The following is a 24,595-nucleotide window of genomic DNA, read 5'->3' on the forward strand; positions in this document are numbered from 1 at the left end:
AGGAGTCCAGTATGAGCTGCAGCTTATCCAGTCAGCAGATTGAAGGCGTGACAGCCTTTCACGGCCACTGGTGCCCGGGACTGGCCATCACCTGCACGAGCGGTACAGGAGGTACAGACCTCAGACCGGGAGCAGTCAATCACCATTGAGGAGCCCCCTGAATGGTTGCCCCTCACCTGCTTGAGATTGCGATAAAAAACATATGGACAACGTCAACCACGCGAAGCGCGTGGGAGGTGAGCGCCGGGCTGTCATCATGCAACATGCAAAGCGCTGAACAGATACCAACCATCAACGATTGATGGCAGCCTACCGCCTGGGTGGCTGTCCGATTTTTGAGTAGTACTCTTTCAGATCTTTGCGGACAAATTTCCGAACCCGTTCCAGGCTTCCCCTGGTCTGCAGAAGGTGTTGTCTGATGGTGCGGCCGGTGATGAGTGCAATAACGTGTCCCTTGACCTTGCTCCAGAGGCTTTTGCGGTAGTCGGTGTCAAGGTTTACCAGCCTTTCGGGGGATCTGGAGGCCTGCTGCATCAAGGCTTTGAAGCGCACCCTGGCAAAAAAGAACCATCCCAGTACAAAGGTCAGCAAGGCACCGGTTAAAGGCAGCATTACTTCCAGGGAGAACAGGGAAATACCGCCGATACCAGAGATTATTCCATGCTCCTGCAGGGGCTGGTAGCCCTTCAACAGGATAAAGCCAAGGACAAAAACGGCCAGGGCCGCCACGGATGTCCATTTGAGAGTGTTGGACAGCAACTTTCCGGCCCTGGAGGAGAAGCTGTGCAGGGCTTCACAGACCAGTTCCAGCTCTCCTGTTTTACGGTCCACATTTTCCAGGATGTGGTTGATGCGCATGTGGTGAGCGCTGCCGATTTTGTCCCTTAGCTCCAGACGTTCCTGCGGCCATTCCTGGTTGGACTGATCCAGCCTGGCTTCCCTGGGGGAGTATGTGAGAAATATATGGGGCATATCCTTTCTGCCGGTCATCTGGGAGATGTTCCAGCAAAGAGCGCCATAAGAACGGACGAGGTCACTCAGGTTGTCGCACTCGTCTATCCGGCTCAGGACATAAACCACCCGGTCTTCCCCGGTCTTCCCCGGCAGCACGTTTCTGATGGCGCTGAAATTTTCCTTGATGGTTCCGGCCTTGTGCGGGTCGAACATGAGCACGATCATATCAGCCATGGCAGCCAGATCACCAATGACGTCCAGGTACCTGTAGCCCCGGTCACGTTCCGCGGTGGAGTCGATCATGCCGGGGGTGTCTATGATGGCAGCGTTTTCAAGCAGGGGGGAGGCTACATTTTTCAGGCATAGATGAGAGATGAGGTTCTCACCGAATGCCTTGAGCCCGGCAAAAGGGTACCTGGGATCGTTTACCAGGGTGGAGCCGGGTATTTCCACTGGGACATTTTCTCCCTCGTTGCAAAGAATTGTAAAAGAATCATCAGTTGGGGCCTGGCCTGTGCGCTGCACATCAAAACCCAATAGTTCGTTTATCAGGGTCGACTTACCAGAGGAGTAGCTGCCGATCACCAGGACCAGGGGCTTCCATTTCATAGTCGAGTTTAACCATTCCACGTCCATTTCGTACTTGTTGAAAATAGGAGCCAGGGTTTTTCTGACCTGTTCCTGAATTTCTTTTTGGAATTCTTTGTCATCCATGGCTGATATCCTGTTTTTTTGAAACCGCCTGCATTACCGGCAGTCATAAAGGTTAAACCATATAAGGCGGACTGTGTCCGCAACCCAAGAGAAGAGTTGCTCTTGTCCGCAGTCCGTAGTCTTTATTTTTTTTCAAAATTAACACTACAGCGAAACTGCTAAAAAATATAAAAACTGTCTCAATTGAGGACAGGCATCCCTGCACTTGGTAAACAAAAACCTTGCCAGAGAACTTTTGACTGTCAAGATTGACGGAATATTATAAAATAAGTGCGGGGAGAGCCAGGTCTCCGGAGGTTAATATTTAGTTTCGCTGTAGTGACAATCAGTCGGGTATAATTTCGAAAAGGTAGCTCTTCTCCAGGTCCAGGTATTTGCAGGCCAGTTCCTGTACATCTTCTGGAGAGACCTGTTTTGCCAGCTTTATCAGTTCCTTGCGAAAATTCAGATCCAGGCCCTGGGCCAGCAGGGAAGAGGCCTCCCGGGAGCGGCTGGAAAGGGTCTGCCTGCCACGGTGGTATTCACCGAAGAGCATGTTTGCTGCGCGCTCTACCCCGGCTTCGTCCAAAGGAGTCTTTTTTAGTTCATCCACCACGTATTCAAAGCCTTCCAGGGCCTCCCGGGTTCTGTCTGCAAAGGTGCCTATGTAGAGAGCTATAAAACCGGCTTCGGGGGTCTGCCATAGCATGGAGGTTACAGAATAAGCCAGTCCCTGCCTGTCGCGCAGTTCGCGGAAAAGCATTCCACCCTGGCCTGAGAGAACCCGGTTGAGCACCTTTAGCCCGGGCGTATCCTGGTGGGTCTTGCCCACCACAGGGTAAATCCTCAACAGGTGAGCCTGGGTGCGGTCTTTTAAACGGGCCTGTCGCTGTTTTTCCTGTCCCCACTGCGGGGCTTGCGGCGAAGGCGCCCCGGCCGGCCGGATGTCCTGGAGATTTCGTACAAATCCGTCCAGTTCCTGCATGTTCACCTGTCCGCTGATGGCTATGACAAAGGGGGTCTGTATCTGCATCTCCCAGAAGGTCCGGACATCTTCAGGAGTTACCTGCTGCAGGTAATCCTTCTTTCCCAGATGCAGCCGACCGTACTCTCCGGATTCAAAGATAAAAGGAAACAGGTGCCTGAAAGCATACCCCAGGGGCTGGTCTTCCTGCTCCCGGATAGAGGCCAGCTGGTCGTCCACGGCTCTTTGAAGCTCTTCCGGGGAAAATGCCGGTCGGGTAACGACCTCCTGGATGAGTTCGAACACCTCCCGGCTGTAGCGTGTCGGGAAGCGTGCGCTGATGCTTACGCTCTGCCTGCCTGCAAACGCCCCGAGGCTTGCTCCTCTGTTTTTGAGAAAGTTCTGGATCTCAGAAAATGATCTGTCCCGGGTCTGCCGGGTGAGAGCGGAAGCGCTGAGCTGTGGCAGTCCCTGCTGCTCGCAGGGTATGAGCATGTCGCTTCCGGGCCAGGTAATACGCAGGGCGCTGTAGGGCAGATGTTCGTCAGGCATTACCACCAGCTTTCGACCTTGCCCCAGATCTCTGATTACCGGCTGGGACGGCTGTCTGCTCTCTCTGGCAGCTTCACGTTCAGGCTGGGCTTCAGTCAGCTGATCTCTGAGGCTGAAGGCGTCTTCGCCGGCAGGGGCCTGTTCCGGCAAAAGCATGGATGCAAAAGCTCCATCCAGGTCCAGGAACTTTTCCATGGCGGACTGCAGGTCTTTTCGTGTTATTGTCTGCAGTTCCTGCAGGGATTTGTCCGTGGCCATGGCATCGTTTTTCATCAACAGATCAAAACCGAGTCCAGAAGCCTTGCCGCTCAGGGTTTCCCTGGACCTGTAAATTCTTTCTTCCATTGAAATCCTGGCCCGTTCCAGGTCCTGATCAGTAAAGGCCGAGATGTCCAGTCCGGCCAGGGTCCGGGTGAATTTTTCCCAGAAAGGTTCCAGGTTGTCCGGGTCCAGACGTACGTAAAAGTAGAGAATACCGACACGATCCAGGGACATGGAACTGGCGGAGATGTCGTCCACCAGGGCGGCCTCATACTTGAACTTGCGATACAACAGGGATGTTGTGTCTCCTCCCAGGAGGTGGGCCAGCACATCCAGGGCAGTGTTCCAGGGCGAGCCGATCTCTGGTACGGGAAGTCCCACCGCCAGGTAGGCCTTTTGCCAGGGACCGTGCATAACTTGCACCGGGTTCTGCCGACATGAGTCAATCTCCAGATTCGGCAGTGCCTGCAGGGTGCCCCGGTTCTCGGCTGGACCGAAAATTTGCCGGGTGGTATCCAGGACATCCGCCGGGTCAACATCGCCGCTTACCGCAAGCACCATGGAACGGGGCTGATAGTGTCGTTGCTGGTATTTGCGCATGTCTCCGGGGGTCATGTCCTGAACTGTTTCAGCATGGCCCAGGATAGGATGGGCGTAAGGAGTGCCGTGCCAGATCCTGGACTGCAGGCTGCTGAACACCCGGCTGCCGGGATTGTCCATGGACCTATGGATCTCTGCCAGGACCACCTTTTTTTCCATGTCAAATTCGTCCCGGGGAAGTGAGGCCTCCAGGACCATGTCCTGCAGGATGTCCAGGCCCAGGTGCAGCCTGTCAGCGGGCAGGTCAAGGGTGTAGACGGTGTAGTCAAAACTGGTGCCGGCGTTGATGCTGCCTCCGGCTTGTTCCACCTGGCGGGCCACCTCTCCGGCTTTCCTGGTGTCGCTGCCCTTGAAGGCCATGTGCTCCAGGAAGTGGCTCATGCCTTCCTGCCCCGGCTTTTCCAGGGAGGAACCGGCCCGGACGTAAAGGCGCATAGAAACCAGGGGGAATCGATTGTCCTGATCCACAACAATGCGCATACCGTTTTCAAGGGTGTAAATATCGTGTGCTTGTGCCATGGAGTATCCGGTGCAGATTATAGAAAGCAAAAAAACAAGACATGAAATTTTTCCGGCCATGTTATTTCCTGCTGTAGCTGTTTTTGAGTTTCTCCAGGTAGGAGGAGTCAAAGGCCGGGATGAGAAGTTCTCTTTCCACCTGGTCCGGGTCCGGGGAATAAAGACGGATCAGGTTTAAGAGATGATAAAAACTCTCTTCGTCCATCTCGACAAAATCCACGGCTGTTCCGCGGTTCGGAGTAGAAGAGACAACAACCCCCCTGATGCCGATTTCCAGACCGGAACTCAGGTGCAGAACCAGATCGCAGGGCTCGTTCAAGGCAAAATCAGGGTGGTATTCTGCCAGAAGTCCCTTGAGGCTCAGGTTTATGGTTTTTAGAAGTTGCTGTACGTGATTCTGCAGAATGCTCACCGAGATTTTCAGATCGACCCTGCTTCTTTTTCTCATGTCCTGGTCTGGCATAACCGCTCCTGTTCTGGTTGTGAGGATTGTTTGAGTTTTCGTGGTGCAGCATAGTAACCTGAATCCTTGAAAACAGGTTCCGGAACTTGTCAAAATGGCCGCAAAGACTCACTCCAAGGCAGACTAAATCAAAATCCCGGCATTGCTTGATCAAACATACTGCAGGGCATTCCACTTTTGGGACAAGTGGGTTCCGGAAGAGCCAGTCCCCCTCCGGGCTGTATGCCTCCGGGCAGGAAGCCGTGCCACATGCAAAGCGCTAAACAGATACTCGCAGGTTAAGGTTGTATCCAGGGCGAGAAACATGGTTGCAAAATGTGCTGAATTTCTGTAGAAATGATCAGCTTCAACATAAGCAAGCTTACTATGCATAGCTCTGACTGGCAAGGCAGAACATTACTTTTATCATGGTATCTGCTCAGCGCTTTTAAGAAAAGCAGGGGACAGGCACTCCAGCTTTTTTTCTGATGTAGCACTACAGCGACACTTTATTTCAGCTTCAAGGGGACTGGCTCTTTTGCCGCCGGATAGTCCGGCCGTTTTACGGTTTGAGGTCGGCAAAAGTGCCTGTCCCCGATGGCCGAGGCGATAATTTATACAAAGTGTCGCTAGTGGTAGAAATCATCATTAAAAAATAGTATCTGAGCCGGGCTGCAAGGCGCTGAAGAGGTACTTTCGAGGGGAAGTCTTATGGATCCATCCGCTTTGATACCCGTGTCGGACACCATACCCACTCAATGGGGCTGGTTTTATTTTTTCCTGCTGCTCACCTTCATCATGCACCTGCTCCTGATGAACGCCATGCTGGGCATGGGAATAATGGCTCTGGTCAAGCACCTCAAAAGCGGCAACAAGCATTGCCCGGTGTGCAAAGACATCTCCCTGAAACTGCCTTATACTATAGCCTTTACCATCAATTTCGGGGTGGCTCCTTTTCTTTTTCTTCAGGTACTATACTCCCAGTTCATCTATACCAGTTCTGTACTGATGGGCATGTACTGGCTACCGGTAATCGCCCTGCTTCTTATCTTTTACTATAGCGCATATATTTATGATTTCAAGTATGACTCCCTGCCGGGACTGAAGCTCTTCTGTCTGGCGGTGACCGTGATTTTCGGCCTGGTCATCGCCTTTTTGTTCACAAACAACATGACCCTTATGCTCAATCCTGAAAAATGGAGCGCTTATTTTGAAAACCGCTCCGGAACATTACTGAACCTGGGCGACCCGACCCTTATCCCGCGCTACCTGCACTTTGTTCTGGCCTCTGTAGCAGTGGGTGGACTGACAACTGCCGTTATCTGGAGGTTTAAAAAGGATCCCAGGGCTACGGAGTACATCCGGAACGGCCTGGCCTGGTTTTCCTATGCCACTCTGGCCCAGATCCCAGTGGGCCTCTGGTTTCTCATAAGCCTGCCTACGGATATCATGCTGTTATTCATGGGGGGGGAACTGCTGAATACCATCCTGTTTATCACAGCCCTGGGCGGAGTAACCCTGAGTCTGGTTTTCGGGTTCAAGGGCATGCTCTGGCCCACCACTGCAGCCCTTGTGGGGACTGTGGTGCTCATGGTGCTGGTGCGGGATCTGGTGCGGCAGGCTTACCTGGCACCATATTTTCATCCCAGGGACCTTGAGGTTGTTCCCCAGTACTCGCCCCTGTACTTCTTTATCATTTTCCTGGTAGTTGGGCTGGCAGTGGTCTTTTACATGCTCAAACTGGCTTTTGAGGCGAAAAGAGAAGTTTAGCCCATGCTGTCTGTTCAGCATTTTTGTTGTGTCCTATAAAATTGGGAGGCCTTGATGAATTACCCGGTATGGGAACTTTTCGCCTTCAGCGGGGGGTTCTGGATAGCGATTATTGCCATAGTGCACGTATTCGTGGCCCATTTTGCCATAGGCGGCGGGCTTTTCCTGGTACTGACCGAGATGAAGGGCTACCGCGAAAACAATCCCGGCATTCTGGAGTATACCAAAAAACACGCCAAGTTCTTCCTGCTCCTGACCCTTGTATTCGGCGCGGTCACCGGGGTGGGCATCTGGTTCGCCATTTCCCTGGTTAGTCCCGGGGCCACGTCAATGCTCATTCATACCTTTGTCTATTTCTGGGCCATTGAATGGGTCTTTTTCATGGCCGAGATCATCGCCATCTTTGTCTATTACTATACCTTCGGGTCCATGGAACGTAGAAAACACCTTCTCATGGGCTGGTTGTACTTCATATTCGCCTGGCTGTCCCTGTTTGTTATCAACGGGATCATCGCCTTCATGCTCTCACCGGGACAGTGGCTGGAAACGGGCAATGTCTGGCATGCTTTCTTCAACCCAACCTTCTGGCCGGCCCTGTTCTTCCGGACATTTATCGCAATTATGCTGGCCGGGCTTTACGGTTTTGTGACCGCCTCCTGGATCCGGGACGCGGAACTAAGGGAACAGATGATCCGCTACTGCGCCAAGTGGCTGCTGGCACCATTTGTTTTCATGCTTATCAGCGGATGGTGGTACCTGCAATCCGTACCAGACGGGGCCCAGGCCATGATTCTGGGGCGCTCCCCTGAGATCGTCCCTTTTTTCCAGGCCTTTATAGTTCTGTCCGTAGTCATTGTCATAGGCGGGCTTCTCATCTCAATACGCATGCCCGGTGGCGTTAAAAGGCCCGTGACCATCTTTTTTCTAATGATAGGACTTTTATACATGGGCAGTTTTGAATGGATCCGGGAGGCCGGTCGCCGCCCGCATGTCATTTATGAACATATGTACTCCAGCTCCATCCCGGTGGAAATGGAGCAGGAAATCAACGAAAAAGGCATGCTCCAGATGGCCAGGTGGGTCAAGCATGACCGGGTTACACCTGAAAACATGGTAGAAGCAGGGCGGGATCTGTACAACATCCAGTGCTCCCCGTGCCACTCCCAGGACGGGTTTATGAACGACATCATTCCCGTCACTGAAAAGTTCGGACTCTTCGGCATGGATGCCATGCTGGACGGTATGGGGCATTTATACGATTATATGCCCAGATTTATGGGTACCCGTGATGAGCGCAAGGCACTGGCGGCTTACATTGTCCAGGGAATACACGGCAAAGATCTGCAGGTAGACAGAGAGGTGGAAGTCCCGGAACTTGATTTCGAGATTCCCCCCTTTGATGCTGATGAAGACGAGTACGTGCTGCTGGCCTGGAACACCCTGGGGCTTAAGTGTATAACGGACTGTGACGACTACTGGTCCATGCTGCCCCCGGGCAACACCCTCTATGCCCAGCTTGTGCGCCGGGATTTCATGCCGGAGATAGTGACCCGGGGAGTTGAGATTACCTTTCGTCCGGAGGAGGGTTTTGAAAACCCGGCAGATCACGTGAGCTACTGGGACAATTCCAAGTCCCTGGCCGGCAGGGAGCTTCCCGAAAACATCAGCGCCAAGGGCCTGGGCATGCAGGGCAAGATGTCCCTGAACGAAGACCTGTGGACCTTTGTGGCCGATGGTATCCCAGTGGTTCCCTACAACGATGACGGCAGTATAAATCCCTATCCGTTTTTCTACATCGAGGCCTGGGATAAGGCCAGCGGGGAGCTTCTGGCCGAGACCAAGGTGGTTGCACCGGTTTCTGCCGAAATGGGTTGCAACAACTGCCACGGAGGCGAATGGAGGGTGGACGGCAAAATGGGTATCGCGTCCCAAACTGCCTCGGACGTGCTCAAGACCCATGACAGAAGACACGATACAGAGCTGATGCCCAGGGCTGAAGCCGGGGAGCCGGTACTCTGTCAGAGCTGCCATGCAGACCCCCTGCTCAACGCGCCCGGTGAACCTGATATTCTCAATCTGCCGGCAGCTCTGCATGGTTTTCACGTCCACTATCTGTCTGACCGTGAAGGTGCGGAGGCCTGTAATGCCTGTCATCCCAGTGATCCGGCGCTATACACGGACTGCAAGCGCGGGGTGCATGCAACCAGGGTGGATCTGAACTGCACTTCGTGCCACGGTACTCTGGAAGATCACGCCCTGACTCTGTTGAAAGGTGAGTACGAGGCCGGCAAGACCCGGCAGGCTGAGCGGCATATGAGCCTTATTGAGCCAAGGCTGGTGGCTTCACTGGATGAGATCAACCCCAGGATACCCTGGGAGCAGCAGCCGGACTGCCTTACTTGTCACCAGGATTTCCAGCAGCCTGAAAGCCACGAAGTGTCAGCCTTCAACGTCTGGAATGAGGAAGTAGGCGAACTTTACCGTCTGCGCACGGACTACATGGGGCTCATGTGTCAGTCCTGTCACGGTGCCACCCATGCCGAGTACCCGGCTGAGAACAAGTTCGGCCGGGACAGGGACAATATCCAGCCCCTGCAGTACCAGGGAGAGCCCTATGCCATCGGGGCCAACAATAATTGTTCTGTATGCCATACCATGGAGATGGACTACGAGGCCCACCATCCCAATATGTTGAGCGGGACCAGGAATCGTTAGCGGCAAAAGTGCCAGTCCCCAGTCCCCAGTCCCCATCGGTGCTGTATGCCTCCTGGGTAACCATTCAGGGGGCAGGTACCGGCCAGGGGGACAGTCCCCGCGACACTTTTCCTGCACAAAGACAAAAAATACAGACGCGAAATTATCACTACAGCGAAACTTATTATTGACCTCCAGGGACTGGCTCTTTTGCCGCCATGATTGTTGAGCAGTTGACAGTTTTCCATCGAAAAAAGTGCCTGTCCCCAATTGATATATTATATTTGTCTTATTGTTCCCACGCTCTGCGTGGGAACATTCCCTGGACGCTCCGCGTCCACAATGACCGCAGGAGCGTGGGAGCGATAAACCCCCAGATTATGCAGGCATTATGTAACACTTATTTTATGACATACCCAAAGCCCTGAACTGATACATCGCTGTAGTGTTCGGCAACGACAATCAATATGGATATACGTCTGGACCGAAAAGAAGCCAGCACTGCCCTGGTTTTCGGGATGATTTTCATTCTTCTGGGAGCAGGGGTGTTTTTTCTGACCTGGCAGAATCTGCGTCAGCAGCAGTAACAGGTCCGTGAGCACATGGCCCTGAGCGCCCAGTCCATAGGACGGGGCATCGAGACCAACCTTTACCGGGGAGCCATGCGCGGTATGGGCGGCAGGAGATGGGTTGACGAGCAGGATTTTATCCCGGTGGCCGAAGACCTGCTGAAAGAGTTCATACAGGACGGGGATGTGCTTTACGTAGGTATGTTCGGTCCGGATGGACAGGAGCTTTTTACCAGCCGTAATATCCTGCCGGTGGATTTCGTACCAGGCCCGGAAATGCTGGACAAGGCATCCCGCCAGGTCTGGAACGCTGAAATCAGCCTGGAAAACCAGCCTGTTTTTTTTCAGGGCTTTCCTTCCAGGCGGATGGGGCACAGGTTGGGCAGAATGCTTCCTGGGGAGGATGCAGAGGCCGGTTCCGGAACTATGTTTATCGCCCTGGACATGTCCGGGCACCTGGAGGCCTACAGCGGATATAAAAGAACCATCATGGTTCAGGCGGTATTTACCCTGGCTGCCGTCTTCATGATGGGCCTGCTGGCCTGGGCTTACCTGCGCAAGAAAGACCAGGGCCGGCGGTTTGTGCGCCTGAGCAGTTTTCATTCCAGGCTGCTGGACAACATGCCCGATGGTCTTTTAAGCGTCAACAGGGACCTGGAGATTACAGCGGCCAACCCTGCGGCACAGGAACTGCTGGGGCAGGGCCGGGACATGCTGGGGCGAAAGATCACCGGGCTTCTTCCTCTGGGAATCGACCTGGATGGCGGTTCCGGCTGGGATCAGGTGGAGCTTGGCAGTAAAACCCTGGAGGTCCTGATTCTGCCCATCAGAGAGGAGAAGGAATTTCTCCTGCTGCTGCGGGACAGGACCAGGATGCGGGAACTGGAAAACAGCCTGGAGCATACCAGGCGTCTGGCTGCAGTGGGCAGGTTTGCAGCCGGGCTGGCACACGAGATCCGCAATCCCTTGAGTTCTCTAAAGGGATTTGCCCAGTATTTCCAGCAGAAATTCAGCCGGGATGATCCAGCCTTTACTTATGCCCGGACCATGGTTGCTGAAGCCGATCGCCTGAACCGGGTTATTAATGACCTGATGTACCTTGCAAGGCCCAGATCTCTGGAACCGGTCCAGGTGGAACTGACCGCACTGTTTGATGAGGTGGGGGTTTTGCTGGAAATGGATCTTGCCTCCAGGGGAGTGCGCCTGAAGCTTGAGCCCACAGAGATAGAGGTCAGGGCGGACCGGGATCTTCTGAAGCAGGCGGTCTTAAACCTGGTCTTAAACAGCCTGCAGGCATCGGAGCAGGGCAAAACGATCCGGCTTGGTGCAGGCATGGAAGACGGCCGGGTCCGCATTGATGTTGTGGACCAGGGGTGCGGCATGAATGCCGAAATCCAGGAAAAGGCCCAGGAGCCGTTTTTTTCGGCACGGGAGCACGGAAGCGGCCTGGGCCTGTCCATCGTGCACCGCATAGTGCAGGATCACCAGGGAGATATGACAATAAGCTCCTTTCCTGGAGAGGGTACCAGGGTTACTCTCTGGTTTCCAGGGGGTACTGACAAGATGATACAGGGGTTGCGCCGGTATGACTGACAAGCCGAAACTGCTGGTGGTGGATGACGAGGCCGGGCACAGGATGATGATCAAGGCCGTGATGCAGGACCAGGGGTTTGAAATTCTGGAAGCCGTCAACGGCATGCAATGTCTGGAAATCCTCGACAGCCGGGGCGCTGACGTGGTTCTTCTGGATATCAAGATGCCCGGAATTGACGGGATGCAGGTTTTGGAGCAAATAAACAGAAGGCATCCAGGGGTGCAGGTGGTTATGCTCACGGCCTTTGGAAGCGTAGGCTCAGCCGTGGATGCCATGAAACAGGGTGCTTTCGATTACCTGACCAAGCCTGCCGATATTGAAGAGCTGAAATCGGTTATGGTTATGGCCCTGGATTATTCCAGACTGGTCCGCGAAAGCGCCCCTCCCGGCAAATCCCTGCCCGGCCTGCAGGAAAAGGCCCGCATAATCGGACAGAGTATTGCCATGCAAAGGGTCATGGACCTGGTGGAGCAGGTGGGACCCAGCGAGGCCAATGTCCTGTTACTGGGTGAGTCGGGAACCGGCAAAGAACTTGTGGCCAGAGCCCTGCATCAGGCAGGTTCCAGAAGTCAGGGTCCCATGGTAAGCATCAATTGTGCGGCCCTGCCACGGGAACTTCTGGAAAGCGAACTGTTCGGCTATCAAAAAGGCGCATTCACCGGAGCGGTCAAGGACAAACCAGGCAAGTTCCAGCTGGCTCACAAAGGCACCTTGTTTCTGGACGAGATAGGCGAATTTCCCCTGCAGCTGCAGGCCAAGCTTTTGCGGGCATTGCAGGAGAAAATGGTTCAGCCCCTGGGCAGTTCCCATGAGATTGCTGTGGATGTACGCTTTGTCGCCGCTACCAACAAAGATCTCCTTAGGGAGGTCAGGGCCGGGAATTTCAGGCAGGACCTGTATTATCGTCTGAGCGTGGTGGAGATAGAAGTCCCCCCCCTGCGGGAGCGTATGGATGATCTGACCTTTCTGGTGAATCATTTTGTGGAGATCCTCGGCCGCAAAAACCGCAAACAGGTTCGAGGGATAAACAGCAATTTCCTGCAGGCCCTTAAGAGGTATCACTGGCCCGGCAATGTCCGGGAGCTGGAAAACGTGGTGGAGCGGGCCATCATACTATGCAGAAGCGATGTCCTGGATGTCGGCGACCTGCCGGAAAGCATAGCCCTGGCAGGGGGTTCCACCCAGGCGGAACAAAAGTCACCCCATGGTGAGGGGTTGCAGGATGCAGAAAAGAAGGCACTGGAACAGATGCTCAAGACTCACAACGGGCACCGGGAAAATACCGCCCGGGCACTGGGCATCAGCAGGCGCACCCTGCAGTATAAGCTAAAAAAGTATGGGCTGACCAGGAAGGCTTGAGAAGGCCGGGAAGACTAGAGTTTCTGGAGATCGGTCGTTTTTTGCAGCCAGTCGGTGAGTTCTTCTGATGGCAAGGGTTTTAAAATAAAAAACCCTTGAGCCAAGTCACAGCCAAGATTTTCGAGCATTTCCAGGCTTTTTTGGTTTTCCACTCCCTCGGCAACCACCTTTAGATCAAGGTTGTGTCCCAGATCTATGATGGATTTGACAATTTTGCGGTTGTTGTCGTTTTTGTCCATATCCATGACAAAGCTGCGGTCTATCTTGAGAATCTTGACCGGCAGATCCCGCAGATAGGCCATGGATGAATGGCCCGTACCGAAGTCGTCGATGCTCATGGGTATGCCCATGTCATTAAGTTTGTTAAGAGTTCTCAACCCCTTGTTCGGGGCGGTCATAAAGGCGCTCTCGGTTATCTCCAGTTCCAGGCTGGAAGGTGCCAGGTTATATTCTTCAATGGCGGAAGCAATCTGGTCGGGCAGCTTGTTGTCCTGGATATCTCGTACAGAGAGATTGATGCTTACTGGAATATTGATGCCCAGGGCCATCCAGTGCCGGATCTGCCGGGTGCTCATGCGGATAACCCTGGAACTCAGTTCCCGGATTAGACCGCCCTGCTCAGCAAGAGGTATGAAATCTCCTGGAGGGATAAACCCTCTGGTAGGGTGATGCCAGCGGATAAGGGCCTCCAAACCGCAAACCTTTTTTGAGGCCAGGTCTATCTTGGGCTGAAAGTAGAGGGTCATCTGGTCCTTGTCCAGACCCTTTTTAAGTTCAGACATGAGGTTCAGACGGTTGATGCCGGAAGATTCAAACTTGGGGTCGTAGACTGCATACCCGGTTTTCATTCGCTTGGCGGCATACATTGCCATATCCGCCCGGCTGAGGATCTGGCCCAGGTTTTTGCCATGTTCAGGGAATATGGCTATTCCTATGCTTACGTCCAGAAGAAGGCTCTGTCCCTGCAGTTCAAAGGGCCGGGTCATGGCCTGAATCATCCGGCCGGCCATTTTAACCGCATCGTCTTTGACGCATGTGCCCGTAACGACCATTGCGAATTCGTCTCCTCCTACTCTGCCCAGTGTACTCCCTTCTCCTGTAAGTTCCTGCAGGCGTTTCCCCGTTTGAACCAGAAGTCTGTCTCCAGCTTTATGTCCCAGACTTTCGTTTACTTCCTTGAACATATCCAGGTCCATGAGGATGAAAGCAGCCTGGCAGGCTTCATTGGTATTAAGACACCAGCGGATCTGTTTTTCAAGACTTTTAAAGACCATATCCCGGTTGGGCAGCAGGGTGAGGCGGTCGTAGCTGGCCTGGTTTTCAAGTTCCCTGGTCCTTTCCTGAACGATTTTTTTCAAATTGATATTGCTCTCTCTGAAAAGTTTGTAAAGCTCATAACTTTCCAGGGCGTTGGCGCTGCTGGACAAAAGGATAGTCAAAAGCCCCCAGGACACATCCGGAACGGCATAGGCCTCTGAACCTATGAGCCCTACGAACATGCCCCGGGTTCGGGTATTTGTGGAAAGAACGTGCAGGACCAGACTATTGTCCTTGTCTGAAGCAGCAAGCATAACCGGTCTTTTTTCCCGCATGGCCCAGGGGAAGAAATACTGGTCGATCAGCCTGCGGGTTTCCTGATCAAGAAAATCATGATATTTTGCCGGAGTAAGGTAGGCAGGGTAAAAATCGTTATCCTGTTCATCCACAAGATAAATGCCCATGGCCTTGAAATCGATAAGCCTGGAAATGCGGTTGCAGATTTCATCCAGTATCAGGGATGGGCTCTCCAGGGTGCTTATGCGGGGCTGAAAATCAATGAGGCTGGCTGCTAGCTCAAGTGCATCCAGGGTGAAGCGGTTTATTTCCTGCTGGTGAGAAAGCCTTGTCTCCAGTTCTTCTAGTTTGTCCGAATAATTTTTTTCCTGCATTTTGAGGCCTTGGAAAATAGTTTATTGCTTGATTGCGTTGTCTGTTTGTCTTTTCGGCGTCAACATGGCAGAGGCAACCATCGTACTTTCACAAAAACTATAATAATACAGCGACACTTTGTGTTAACACTACAGCGAAACTTCAAAAAATTTATTACCGTCTCAATTGGGGACAGGCACCCGGCACTTATTTTCCTAAGGAAGACTTACGGATTATGTATCTGTTTAGCGCTTTGCATGTGGCAGGGGGACTGGCTCTTTTGCCGGTTGATAGTCTGCAAATGCTTCAAAAATTCGGGGGCAAAAGAGCCAGTCCCCGGAGGTCAATCATAAGTTTCGCTGTAGTGCTAAACAGATACCGGATTATTATAATAAGTGCGGGGAGCCAAGTCCCCTTCGAGTTCAAATCAAGTGTCGCTGTAGTGGTACTAAGCGCCTAATAAAAGGTATTATCAAGACAAATTCAATACTCATTTTTGGGTGATGAGCAAAAGCTGAAACAGATTGTCCACCTGTGACTGCATCAGATTGGCGGCCTGGGGCAGAAGGGAAGGATCAATATTCAGACTGTTCCAGGATTCCAGATCCGGAGCAGGCACCATATATTCCCCGCTGAAACCCATGAGGCATCCTGACGCCAGTACATTGGCCATGTTCACCAAAGATGTTTCGATGGGAAATCTGGATTTACCTGGACTGTTGTGATGCCTGATGCATTGCTCAATCTTTAAGGGAAGTTTCCAGTTTTCCATGACCTTCGCCCCCAACATGGCGTGGTCCTGACGAAAATATTTTTTTTCAGCCCGCATAAGATCCAGTCTTTGAGTTGCTGCAAGATGCATGGACCACAGAATTTCTTTTGGAAAGTAGCGCAGCATCAGAAGTCGTCCTATATCGTGCAGCAGGCCGCAGATAAATATGCTTTCGGTATTTGGAATGCTGCAGTACTGGGCCAGAGTCTTGGCGCCGATGGCGCAGGCCAGGCTGTGTTTCCAGAAACCCTGCATATTAATTATTTCCGGTGATATATTTTTGAAGGTGGAAAGCACACTGACACCCATGGCCAGCATGCTAAGCTGTCTTGTGCCTATGATGGCCACGGCCCGGCTTATGGTGTCAATGCGGGATGGAAAGCCGTAAAAAGAACTGTTCACCAGCTTCAGCAGCCTGGATGCCAGTCCCTGATCTTTGCTGATTATTTCGGCCAGATGCCTGGCCGATGTCCTGGGGTCCTGGATAGCCTTCTGGATTTTGAAAAAGATATCCGGCAGTGAAGGCATCCTGGTTTCATCCCTGATGATTCTTGCTGGGTCCACAGGTTCGGCCCTGTGTTGTTCCTGTGGAGGAACATGGGACTCCAGGGTTTCCTGCCATTGTGAGACGGAAACGCTGTTATCAGGATAACGACAGGCCCAGAGAGTGAAAATTTCCAGGAGTCTCCGGCTGTAAGTATCCTGAGGGTCATAATGAATAAACCTGTCCAGTACCAGGGATTCGGCCCTTTGACGTTCTTCTCTGGAAAAATTATCGGACTCTTGCTCTGTAGGAGCCCCGTCTCCATGGATGTCTACTTCACTGACGCCCCAGATCTTGAATATCCGAAGGTGTTTTTCCTCGATGCTGAGACCTCTGCCCAGCAAAAAACGCCCATTAAAGTCCCGGACATCATCTTCCAGGACCATGCCGGGTTTGAGATCTTCAACAATTATTTTGCCCATTGCTTTTGTATTTAAGTAAAATGACCGGAAAATGCAATACCTCTCAACGGATTTGTCCTTCTATATCACAGGGGGGCTGAAATGTATACCGTTTATAGAAAAAGCAATGCCCCAGCGGCAGAAAGTCAGGAATACTGTAGTATCTGTGTTTTATCTCTGCCAGAACTTCTGTGCGGTAAGCAGCGTAGTCAAACCCACGGCCCAGGGCTACAGCGAATGAAGTCTGACGCACCCGAATCATGTGGGTGTCCACGCTGCTGAAATAGGGCGTCAGGCGGTTCATGCGAATCTTATCATCCCGGGATAAAAACAGTATATCCCTGCCGTCAAGCTCTCTGAAATCGGTTATGCGGTCGTCTTCGCGGCCGTACCTGGACCCGGTGCCCAGCACTCCGAAGTACTCATTCGAGTAATAGGACAGCACAGCCGACCTGGAATAACTGGGGGTGGTATAATAATCGGCCTGGTAAGCCTCCAGTTCTGCTGCAATCTCGGCCGGGCGCATGTAGAATACGGCATCCCGGTAAAGCCCCGGCCTGTCCTTGAGGATTTCCAGGGGCAAAAGCAGGGCTGTAATGACGGCCAAGCTGTGAACCAGGGCATAACCCAGCATGAACCTGCGTCCCAGGGTCATGGATTTACCGGGCAATGCGGCATATACGACATACAAAAATGGTACAAAACCCAGGATCCAGTGCGCTCCGACTGAATAAAAAAAGGAGGCGGCAAAAAATACACCCAGAGGCACAAAAGCGCAACAGGCGAACAAGGAGTGCCCTGATTTATGTATACTCCCCGGCAGTTGCCTTCGGTATCTGAAAAGCTGGACAGCAAGAACCGGGGAAAGCACCCAGACCAGTATGCCAAGCAGGAGCAGGGGCTGCAGAATACTGAACTGGGCATCGCCTCCTCTGCCCAGGTTGAAGGTGATGTTTACCCAGCAGTGATTGTAATTCCAGTATAGGTTGAAGGCTGCCAGGGGCAGGAAACCGGCAAGGACCAGTCCCAGGCGGGCAATTCTTTTTATGCCCCGGGCCGCAAAATAAACCAGGTAAGCTGAAAGCAGCAGGACTGCGAAATACTTGGAAAGAAAGGCCATCCCCAGAAACAGCCCTGAAATCAGGTACAGGGGGGGACTGTTTCTGATCTCCGCCCGGTGCAGGGTTACAGCGGATAAAAACATGCCCAGGATTAGTGCTGTGTCGGTGGTGACCAGGACTCCCAGTAGAAAAACCGGAGTCAGGAGCAGGACAGAGGCGGCCAGCACGGCCCTGGTACGATCATGGGGGCTTACCATGCTGTACACCCCCCAGACCAGGACATATCCGGCCAGAATGGAGGGAAGGCGTATAAAAATCTCGTGCTGGGAAAGCTGCATACAAAGGTGTATGAGCCACCCTATGAGAGGGGGGTGGTCATAGTAGCCCGGGGCCAGGTGTTGAGCCCAGACGACAAAGTAGGCCTCGTCACCTGTAAGTGGCAGGACGCCGGCCAGGATGAGCTTTAAAGGCACCGACAGCACCAGGGCGAAATAAAAAAAGTCTCTGGCTTGGGTGTAGTTCATTTTTACTCAAATTGCGTTTGGCTCAAAATAGTGACAAAGCGGGTCTTTGAGCCATTTTGAGTGGAGCAGGGGGACGGGGCTTAGATGGACATGCGCTTGAACACCCTCTCTGGGATGCATTTGATGACCAGCATGATCCAGCGCCACATCCACCTGGTATAAACAATCTCTTTTTGTTTTATTATGGCCTTGAAAATATCCCGGGCGGCCTGCTCCGGAGAAGCGGTAAGACGGGCAGGAAGATCCATGTCCCTGGTCATCCTGGTCCTTACAAATCCCGGCTTGACGGTTATTACCCGGACCCCTTTGCTGTGCAGCCTGTTTCTAAGGCCGCTTAAAAATGTGCTGAGGCCTGCCTTGGCGCTGCCGTAAACGTAGTTGGCCTTGCGGCCGCGGTCCCCGGCCACGGAACTGATGCCCAGGATGAATCCCTCCCCGGCCTGCTCCAGATGATTGGCGGCTATGGTCAGAATACTTATGCAGCCGGTGTAGTTGGTGTGGATTATCTTTTCCCAGTGCTTCCGTGTTTTACGGGCCTGATCTTCTTCACCCAGCAGCCCGAAGGCCAGGACCAGGCCGTAGGGTCCGGGCTCAAGGGATTCGTAAAACGTTTGGTGCGAGTCAAAGTCCAGGGCATCAAAGAACATCCCCCGGGCATTTATACTGTATCTCAGTTGCAGGTCCCGGGCATCTTTTTCAAGTTCTTCAGGGTGACGTCCAGCCAGATATAGATCATGGCCTGCTGCGGCCAGTTCATGGCCCAGGGCCCTGGCGATGTCCGAGCCTGCACCCAGGATCAATACGGGTTTTGACATATTCCAAGCCTCCTGGATTGCAGGGAACTCAATTTGTTTTCCGGGTCAAGTCTTTTTTTTAGGTTCAGAAATTCTTTTATCCGAGGATATCCCTGCCAGAGCATGTCTTTTTGCATCCTGGCGTCCTTGGCCAGGTAAATTCTGCCCCCCAGATTCAAAACCACCCTGTCCAGGGTATTCAACAGGGAAAAAAGCCCGGCGCGGATGGGGAAGTCCAGGGCCAGGGTATAGCCGGGCATCGGAAAGGACAGGGGTCCTTGTCCGGGACCCAGGAGTTTCAGTACCGCAAGGTATGGATGCAGCCCAAAGGAGTGTATATGCTGCAGGATCTTTTGTAATCCGGCTCCGGAACTGCAGCGGGGCAGTACAAACTGGTATTGCAGGAAGCCCTGCGGGCCGTAAAGCTGGTTCCAGTCGCGCAATCCGTCCAGGGGGTAGAAAAAGGACTTAAGATCTGTAACAGACCGTCCTTTGCGCCTGGAGTTGAGTGTATAGTAGAGGGAATTGAAGGCTTTTATTCCAGGGTTGGTCAAGGCCCTGCAAGGCGGGGTAAAGGGAAGTCTTGCGCCGCCTGTTGCGGGTGGGAGCAGTTCGGCATGCGGTGCCTCACCGGCCCGGCAGTGTTCTCCCAGCATAAAAAGACCCCTGCCCAGCTTTTTGCCCTTCTGCAGGCAGTCCATCCAGGCCACGGAATAGGTGCCGGCCTGGTATTCTTGAAAAAAGCCCATTAGTTCATCCAGATCTTTTGCCGGCAGGGTCTTTTGCCGGATAAATACGGACTCAAGAGGCACAAGCCTGATCCTGGCGGACAGGATAAGTCCCAGCAGCCCCATGCCTCCGCAGACAGCCTCAAAGATATCGTGGTCCTTGTCCCTGGAACAGTTCAGGATGTCCCCCCGGGGGGTCAAAAGGCGCAGGTCCAGGACGTGGCTGCCGAAGGCTCCGTGAAGGTGGTGATTCTTGCCGTGAACGTCACTGGCAATGGCGCCTCCCAGGGTGACATGGCTGGTGCCGGGAGTAACCGGCAGGAACCAGCCCCTGGGAATGATAACGCGCAGGATATGTTCCAGGCTGGCTCCGGCTTCGCATTCCAGGATGCCCCGGTTGGAATCCATGGATATAAAACGGCAAAACTTCGGGGTGGATATGACAAAGCGGTTCATGGAACAGTCCCCGTAGGAGCGTCCCAGGCCACGGGGAATGCAGTACCTGTTCATCTCCAGCATTTGCAGCGCCTGGCCTTCAGTCCTTAAGTCCTCAAGCTTAGCCTCAATGCGGGGGTAGTTGTTCCAGTTGGACAGCAGCAAAGGTTTAGAATCTCCCAAGGGTTGATTTCTGTTTAAAACATCACAAATTGCAGCTTGTCCGGAAAACCCATTTTTTATCGAGCCTGTATTTTAGGATATAACCTATGGTCAGCCCCAGAGCTCCACCGACATATTTGGCATGCTGGAAATCAAAGAGATGGTAAAATCCGATTTCAGTTGCCCAGAATATCAGGGTGGTCATGGTACCCATGCATGAATAAAGAATGAACTTTTTGGTATCATCGCAAAAGTCAGCTGCAATATACCAGAAAATATATTTCTTGTCCAAAATGTACTTGGTCAGCAACCCGGTAAGGGTGCCGCATGCAAGGGCCAGGTAGAGCTCCAGGGGGCCGTGGTACAGGGTGAAGCACACAAGCTGGGTGCCCAGGTTGACCAGGATGGCCGCCAGAGCGAACAAGGCATATAATAAGGCTGTATTCATGTCAGAGTCAGGATGAGAAAGAATAACAGCCAGCCGGCCACTGACAGCTGCATGAAGCGATCCTGAAGCATTACCTGGGTAGGGTTGCCCCCTCCCTCTTCCACGAAGACTATCTGCAGGTAGCGCATGATGCCCAGAAGAACAAAAACAGCGCTCAGGTACAGGTGACGGGAGTCAAATCGCTCCTGGACCTCCGGGGATATGGTATACAGGATATAACTGACCAGAGTCACGGCAGCCATAATAATCATGGAGACGTTGACGAATTCCAGGGTGTAGCCGTCAATGCACCTGCGCACATCTCTGCCTTCGTCAAAGAGAAGGACATCGTCCCGGCGCTTGGCCAGGGCCAGGAAAAGCGCCAGGAGAAAAGTCATGAGCACGATCCACATGGAGGCCTGCACCATGGCAGCCTCTGCACCGGCAAAGATTCTCAGCACAAAACCGGTCCCGATGATAAACACGTCCAGAACGGCTACATGCTTGAGCTTTAATGTGTAAAGGGTGTTCAACAGCGAATACGCAACCAGTATGAAAAAGATTTTCCAGTCCAGTACAAGGCCCAGCCCCAGTCCTGCAACAAGGAGAAAGGCCATGCATAAATAAGCCCGGGGCATGGATATCAGGCCGGCGGGCAGGGGACGGTGTTTTTTGACTGGGTGCCTGCTGTCCTGGGAGATGTCCTTTATGTCGTTGAATATATAAACACTGCTGGCCACCAGGCAGAAGGCGGCAAAGGCAATGCAGGTTTTAAAAAGGGGTTCTGCCTCCAGAAAGCGGAAAGAGAAAAACAGGGGAGCAAAAACAAAGAGGTTTTTGATGTACTGCTGCGGTCTTAAAAGGGCTATATAGGCCTTGTTGAACATGGTTTCCGAAAAAAGTGGCTGTCTGCTGCAGGGCAGGTTTTTTACTGCAGAAATTCACTGTCAGCGGCAAAGATCCCGGGCAGGTACCTGCTGCAGTTGCTGGTTCCAGTAAAGCATAATGGATTGGTTTCCGGGATCCGGCCGGGACATCCCAAAATCGTCCTGAATCAGACCAAGGTAAAGGCAAATCAGGGCCAGTATCTCGGGATCGCTTTCCTTTTGCAGGGCCTTTTGCACCTGAGTACATGCCTGTCTTGACAGCTCCGGATGTCCCTGGGCCAGCCTGGCCAGGCCCCAGAAAGCCCCCCGGCGCAGGGGCAGGTGCTCCAGATAGTTGTCGCTTCCGGTATCCCCCTGAACCAGGTACGAAAAAAAGATACGGTGGTATTCCCGGGCCAGAATCATGTTGCGGGCCATTATTTCGCCCATGCATTCAGGAGAGCCCCACCCGATTCCGCCGGATTCGTCATTCAGGGTCCACATGAAACGGCGCATGACTACGCGGGCCTGCTCCAGGTCTTTGTCTGCAAGACTGCTGACGCAAGCCCCTGCAGCAGTGACCGCGTGCCACTTGACTCGAATTTTGGGGTTTAAAAGGGCCGTGTAAAGGGCACCAAGGAGCTTGGGGGCTGGGTGTGAAAGTAAATCCGGCAGCACAGTTGATATGTCATCCCGGTCCAGCAGGACCGGGATTCTGTTTTTCAACTCCCTGTAAGAGCCTTGCGCCCTGGTATTATGCATGACTACAGGCCTGTTCTGGCTTTGATGGCGGAAGCCAGGGAACGTCCCAGTTCCTTGCACTGGGCCAGTTGTTCGTGGGCTGGAACAAACTTGGTCCGAAGAGGTTTTTCTGGCAGTTCAAAACCTGCATCTTCCAGGACTCTGGCCATGGCAGCGGGGGCCTCGCCGCTCCATCCGTAAGAGCCCAGGGTAGCTCCCAGCCTGTTTTTGGGTTTCAATCCCTTCATATAAGTCAAAAAGTCAGCCATCAGCGGGAGCATGCCGTTATTATGTGTGGGCGAGGCGCAGATCAGGGCAGCTGCATCGGAAAATTCTCCCATGATGTCACTGTGGTGAAAGGACTTAAGAGACATGATCCGGATATCTATGCCTTCTTCTGCCAGGGCGTCAGACACGGCCTTGACCATCTTTTCGGTGCTGCCCCACATGGTATCATACACAAGCACAGCTTTGGGCTGCAATGTCTGACTGGCAAATTCCCGGTAGGACTGCAGAATTTTCCCGGGGTGGGAGCGCCAGATGATGCCGTGGTCCGGTGCGATCATGTCTATTTCCAGCCCGGCTTCCTGGACTTTGTCCAGAAGTTTTAACACAAGGGGTGAAAAAGGCAGAATGATATTGGTATAGTAGTGCCTGGCCTCGGAAAGCAGCAGGTTTAAATCGTGCTGGTCGTCGAATAATTTCTGGCTGGCAATGTTCTGGCCAAAAGCATCGCTGGAAATAAGCAGCTTGTCCTGAGGTATGTAGGAAAACATGCTGTCCGGCCAGTGCAGCATTCTGGTTTCCAGGAAATGCACATTTCTACTCCCCAGAGAGATGCTTTCGCCGTCCTTGACCACCTGCAGCGGCCAGTCATTCTTATGGAAGTGACCGTGAATCGCTTTTTCGCCCATGCTGGAGCAGAAAATCTTTTCCGGCTGAATCTTGTCCACCATAAAGGGCAGGGCTCCGGAATGATCCATCTCCACATGATTTACTACGATATAGTCAATTTCCTCCAGCTTTACCAGGCTTCGCACCTGGTGATACAAGTCCCATTTAAACTTTTCACTTACCGTATCGAAAAGGGTGATCTTGTCGTCCAGTACCAGGTAGGCGTTGTAGCTGGTGCCCCGGCGTGCCATGGCGTAACCGTGGAAATTCTTGAGATTCCAGTCCACAGCACCGACCCAGTAAATATTATTTTTGATCTCAATTGCAGGCATTGGTCCTCCAGAAACAACTAAAAATTAAAATTACTTGAGAGAAGTTTCAGTTAATAGTTAATTGTTAACGGTTGAAGAAAAAAAGTTGTAACTATTCACCAGGCGCTTTATCCAGCTGAAGCAGATGGTGAATAATTACAAAAAATTTATGATTTCAGTATGTTATATCATAAACACATCAGCGAATAAGCATTCAGGGGGTCCCGGAGCCGGCCCGGGGACAGTCCCACTGCCAAGCGCTGAACCCCCGCCATGGCTCGGATTTTTCTTTTATTTTAATGACCGGGTTTCAGGAATAAGTCGCTAATGTCCCGCCCGATAAGCAGGCGGGACCGATGAATCTGTACTTATCCTTCTGGAGCAAAGTCGTCTTTGCTTGCTCCACATACTGGACAGACCCAGCTGTCCGGCACATCTTCAAACTTTGTCCCGGCTGCCACGCCGTTGTCGGGATCACCAGCAGCGGGATCATAAACGTAACCACATATTGTGCATACCCATTTTTTCATGATTCTATCCTCCGGTAATATAAACCGCAAATCTGAAAGAGAGTTAAAGGGATGGACTGCTGAAGGTCAGGCTTCACTAGTTGAGCCGGGGCCGGCCAGAGGGCGGAAATGTTTGGCGCCGGCTCCGCATACGGGACATTTCCAGTCCTCAGGGAGGTCTTGAAAAGCCGTACCCTTGGGGGTCTTGCTTTTACGGTCTCCCTTGTCCGGATCATAAATACATCCGCAATTGGTCATCTGACATTGCCACATGTCTTCTGGTTGTGCCATGCTATACTCCTTAAGCGGTCAAGGCCCGCCATCTGGTTTTTTCAGCTGGGGCTGCAGGCTTGAATATGTTCTGGATCAGCAGCCCTGAAATTAAAATATCAACAGTGTTCACAAAGAACTTCAAAATGGGCCTGCGGATGTGCACATGAAGGGCATTCCCCGGGGGCCTCGGCACTTTTATGCGTATAACCGCAATTCTGACATTTCCATGTGACTTCCTGGTTTTTTTTGAAGACCTTGCCCTGCTCTATATTGG

19 protein-coding genes are annotated in these 24,595 nt (G+C 52.7%); 4 read left to right on the forward strand and 15 right to left on the reverse strand.

Annotated elements, in window-relative coordinates:
- Positions 1–309: 309 nt before the first annotated feature.
- The 3 genes from QZP87_RS13145 to QZP87_RS13155 all read right to left on the reverse strand — a co-directional run bounded on the left by QZP87_RS13145 (position 310) and on the right by QZP87_RS13155 (position 5,006).
- On the reverse strand, positions 310–1,668 hold the full coding sequence (locus QZP87_RS13145; protein WP_291323376.1) for a dynamin family protein: 1,359 nt from the start codon (positions 1,666–1,668) through the stop codon (positions 310–312).
- Between the two features lie 325 nt (positions 1,669–1,993).
- A complete protein-coding gene (locus QZP87_RS13150; RefSeq protein ID WP_291323377.1) occupies positions 1,994–4,543 on the reverse strand; it encodes a pitrilysin family protein in 2,550 nt (849 codons plus the stop codon).
- Between the two features lie 61 nt (positions 4,544–4,604).
- A complete protein-coding gene (locus QZP87_RS13155) occupies positions 4,605–5,006 on the reverse strand; it encodes a PilZ domain-containing protein (protein ID WP_291323378.1) in 402 nt (133 codons plus the stop codon).
- A gap of 690 nt (positions 5,007–5,696) precedes the next feature.
- Here QZP87_RS13155 and QZP87_RS13160 point away from each other — a divergent pair.
- The 4 genes from QZP87_RS13160 (at position 5,697) to QZP87_RS13175 (ending at position 12,971) form a co-directional block, all read left to right on the forward strand.
- Positions 5,697–6,755, forward strand: coding sequence for a hypothetical protein (locus QZP87_RS13160; protein WP_291323379.1), 1,059 nt, complete (start codon positions 5,697–5,699; stop codon positions 6,753–6,755).
- Positions 6,756–6,809: 54 nt separating this feature from the next.
- Complete coding sequence (locus QZP87_RS13165; protein ID WP_291323380.1) at positions 6,810–9,470, forward strand: cytochrome ubiquinol oxidase subunit I; 2,661 nt, start codon at positions 6,810–6,812, stop codon at positions 9,468–9,470.
- 581 nt (positions 9,471–10,051) lie between these two features.
- Positions 10,052–11,611: an ATP-binding protein gene (locus QZP87_RS13170; RefSeq protein WP_291323381.1), complete on the forward strand. Its 1,560-nt coding sequence runs from the start codon at positions 10,052–10,054 to the stop codon at positions 11,609–11,611.
- Positions 11,604–12,971, forward strand: coding sequence for a sigma-54 dependent transcriptional regulator (locus QZP87_RS13175; protein ID WP_291323382.1), 1,368 nt, complete (start codon positions 11,604–11,606; stop codon positions 12,969–12,971). Before QZP87_RS13170 ends, QZP87_RS13175 begins: the two co-directional genes overlap by 8 nt.
- Positions 12,972–12,985: 14 nt before the next feature.
- Here QZP87_RS13175 and QZP87_RS13180 read toward each other — a convergent pair whose 3' ends face one another.
- From QZP87_RS13180 to QZP87_RS15635, 12 genes are all read right to left on the reverse strand, one after another.
- Positions 12,986–14,899, reverse strand: a complete 1,914-nt coding sequence (locus tag QZP87_RS13180) for an EAL domain-containing protein (protein WP_291323383.1) — start codon at positions 14,897–14,899, stop codon at positions 12,986–12,988.
- A 470-nt stretch (positions 14,900–15,369) separates the two neighbouring features.
- Complete coding sequence (locus tag QZP87_RS13185) at positions 15,370–16,617, reverse strand: HDOD domain-containing protein (protein WP_291323384.1); 1,248 nt, start codon at positions 16,615–16,617, stop codon at positions 15,370–15,372.
- A 43-nt stretch (positions 16,618–16,660) separates the two neighbouring features.
- Positions 16,661–18,181, reverse strand: coding sequence for a glycosyltransferase family 39 protein (locus QZP87_RS13190; protein ID WP_291323385.1), 1,521 nt, complete (start codon positions 18,179–18,181; stop codon positions 16,661–16,663).
- A gap of 80 nt (positions 18,182–18,261) precedes the next feature.
- Entirely contained in the window at positions 18,262–18,996 is a 735-nt protein-coding gene (locus QZP87_RS13195; protein WP_291323386.1) for an SDR family oxidoreductase, read from the reverse strand.
- Positions 18,978–20,321: an FAD-binding oxidoreductase gene (locus QZP87_RS13200; RefSeq protein ID WP_291323387.1), complete on the reverse strand. Its 1,344-nt coding sequence runs from the start codon at positions 20,319–20,321 to the stop codon at positions 18,978–18,980. The genes QZP87_RS13195 and QZP87_RS13200 overlap by 19 nt, the downstream gene beginning before the upstream one ends.
- Positions 20,322–20,343: 22 nt before the next feature.
- Positions 20,344–20,748: a GtrA family protein gene (locus tag QZP87_RS13205; RefSeq protein ID WP_291323388.1), complete on the reverse strand. Its 405-nt coding sequence runs from the start codon at positions 20,746–20,748 to the stop codon at positions 20,344–20,346.
- Complete coding sequence (locus QZP87_RS13210) at positions 20,745–21,614, reverse strand: UbiA prenyltransferase family protein (RefSeq protein ID WP_291323389.1); 870 nt, start codon at positions 21,612–21,614, stop codon at positions 20,745–20,747. Before QZP87_RS13210 ends, QZP87_RS13205 begins: the two co-directional genes overlap by 4 nt.
- A 60-nt stretch (positions 21,615–21,674) precedes the next feature.
- Entirely contained in the window at positions 21,675–22,355 is a 681-nt protein-coding gene (locus QZP87_RS13215; protein ID WP_291323390.1) for a DVU0298 family protein, read from the reverse strand.
- Positions 22,356–22,357: 2 nt separating this feature from the next.
- Positions 22,358–23,560, reverse strand: coding sequence for a flavodoxin domain-containing protein (locus QZP87_RS13220; protein ID WP_291323391.1), 1,203 nt, complete (start codon positions 23,558–23,560; stop codon positions 22,358–22,360).
- A 347-nt stretch (positions 23,561–23,907) separates the two neighbouring features.
- Positions 23,908–24,069 carry a rubredoxin gene (gene rd / locus QZP87_RS13225; protein ID WP_291323392.1) on the reverse strand — a complete coding sequence of 54 codons (162 nt, stop codon included), beginning with the start codon at positions 24,067–24,069 and terminating at the stop codon, positions 23,908–23,910.
- A gap of 66 nt (positions 24,070–24,135) precedes the next feature.
- Positions 24,136–24,339, reverse strand: a complete 204-nt coding sequence (locus tag QZP87_RS13230) for a rubredoxin (RefSeq protein ID WP_291323393.1) — start codon at positions 24,337–24,339, stop codon at positions 24,136–24,138.
- A 98-nt stretch (positions 24,340–24,437) separates the two neighbouring features.
- Positions 24,438–24,590: a rubredoxin-like domain-containing protein gene (locus QZP87_RS15635; protein WP_363331023.1), complete on the reverse strand. Its 153-nt coding sequence runs from the start codon at positions 24,588–24,590 to the stop codon at positions 24,438–24,440.
- Between the last annotated feature and the right edge of the window lie 5 nt (positions 24,591–24,595).

The organism is Desulfonatronospira sp. (genome assembly GCA_003563255.1).
Taxonomy (GTDB): domain Bacteria; phylum Desulfobacterota; class Desulfovibrionia; order Desulfovibrionales; family Desulfonatronovibrionaceae; genus Desulfonatronospira.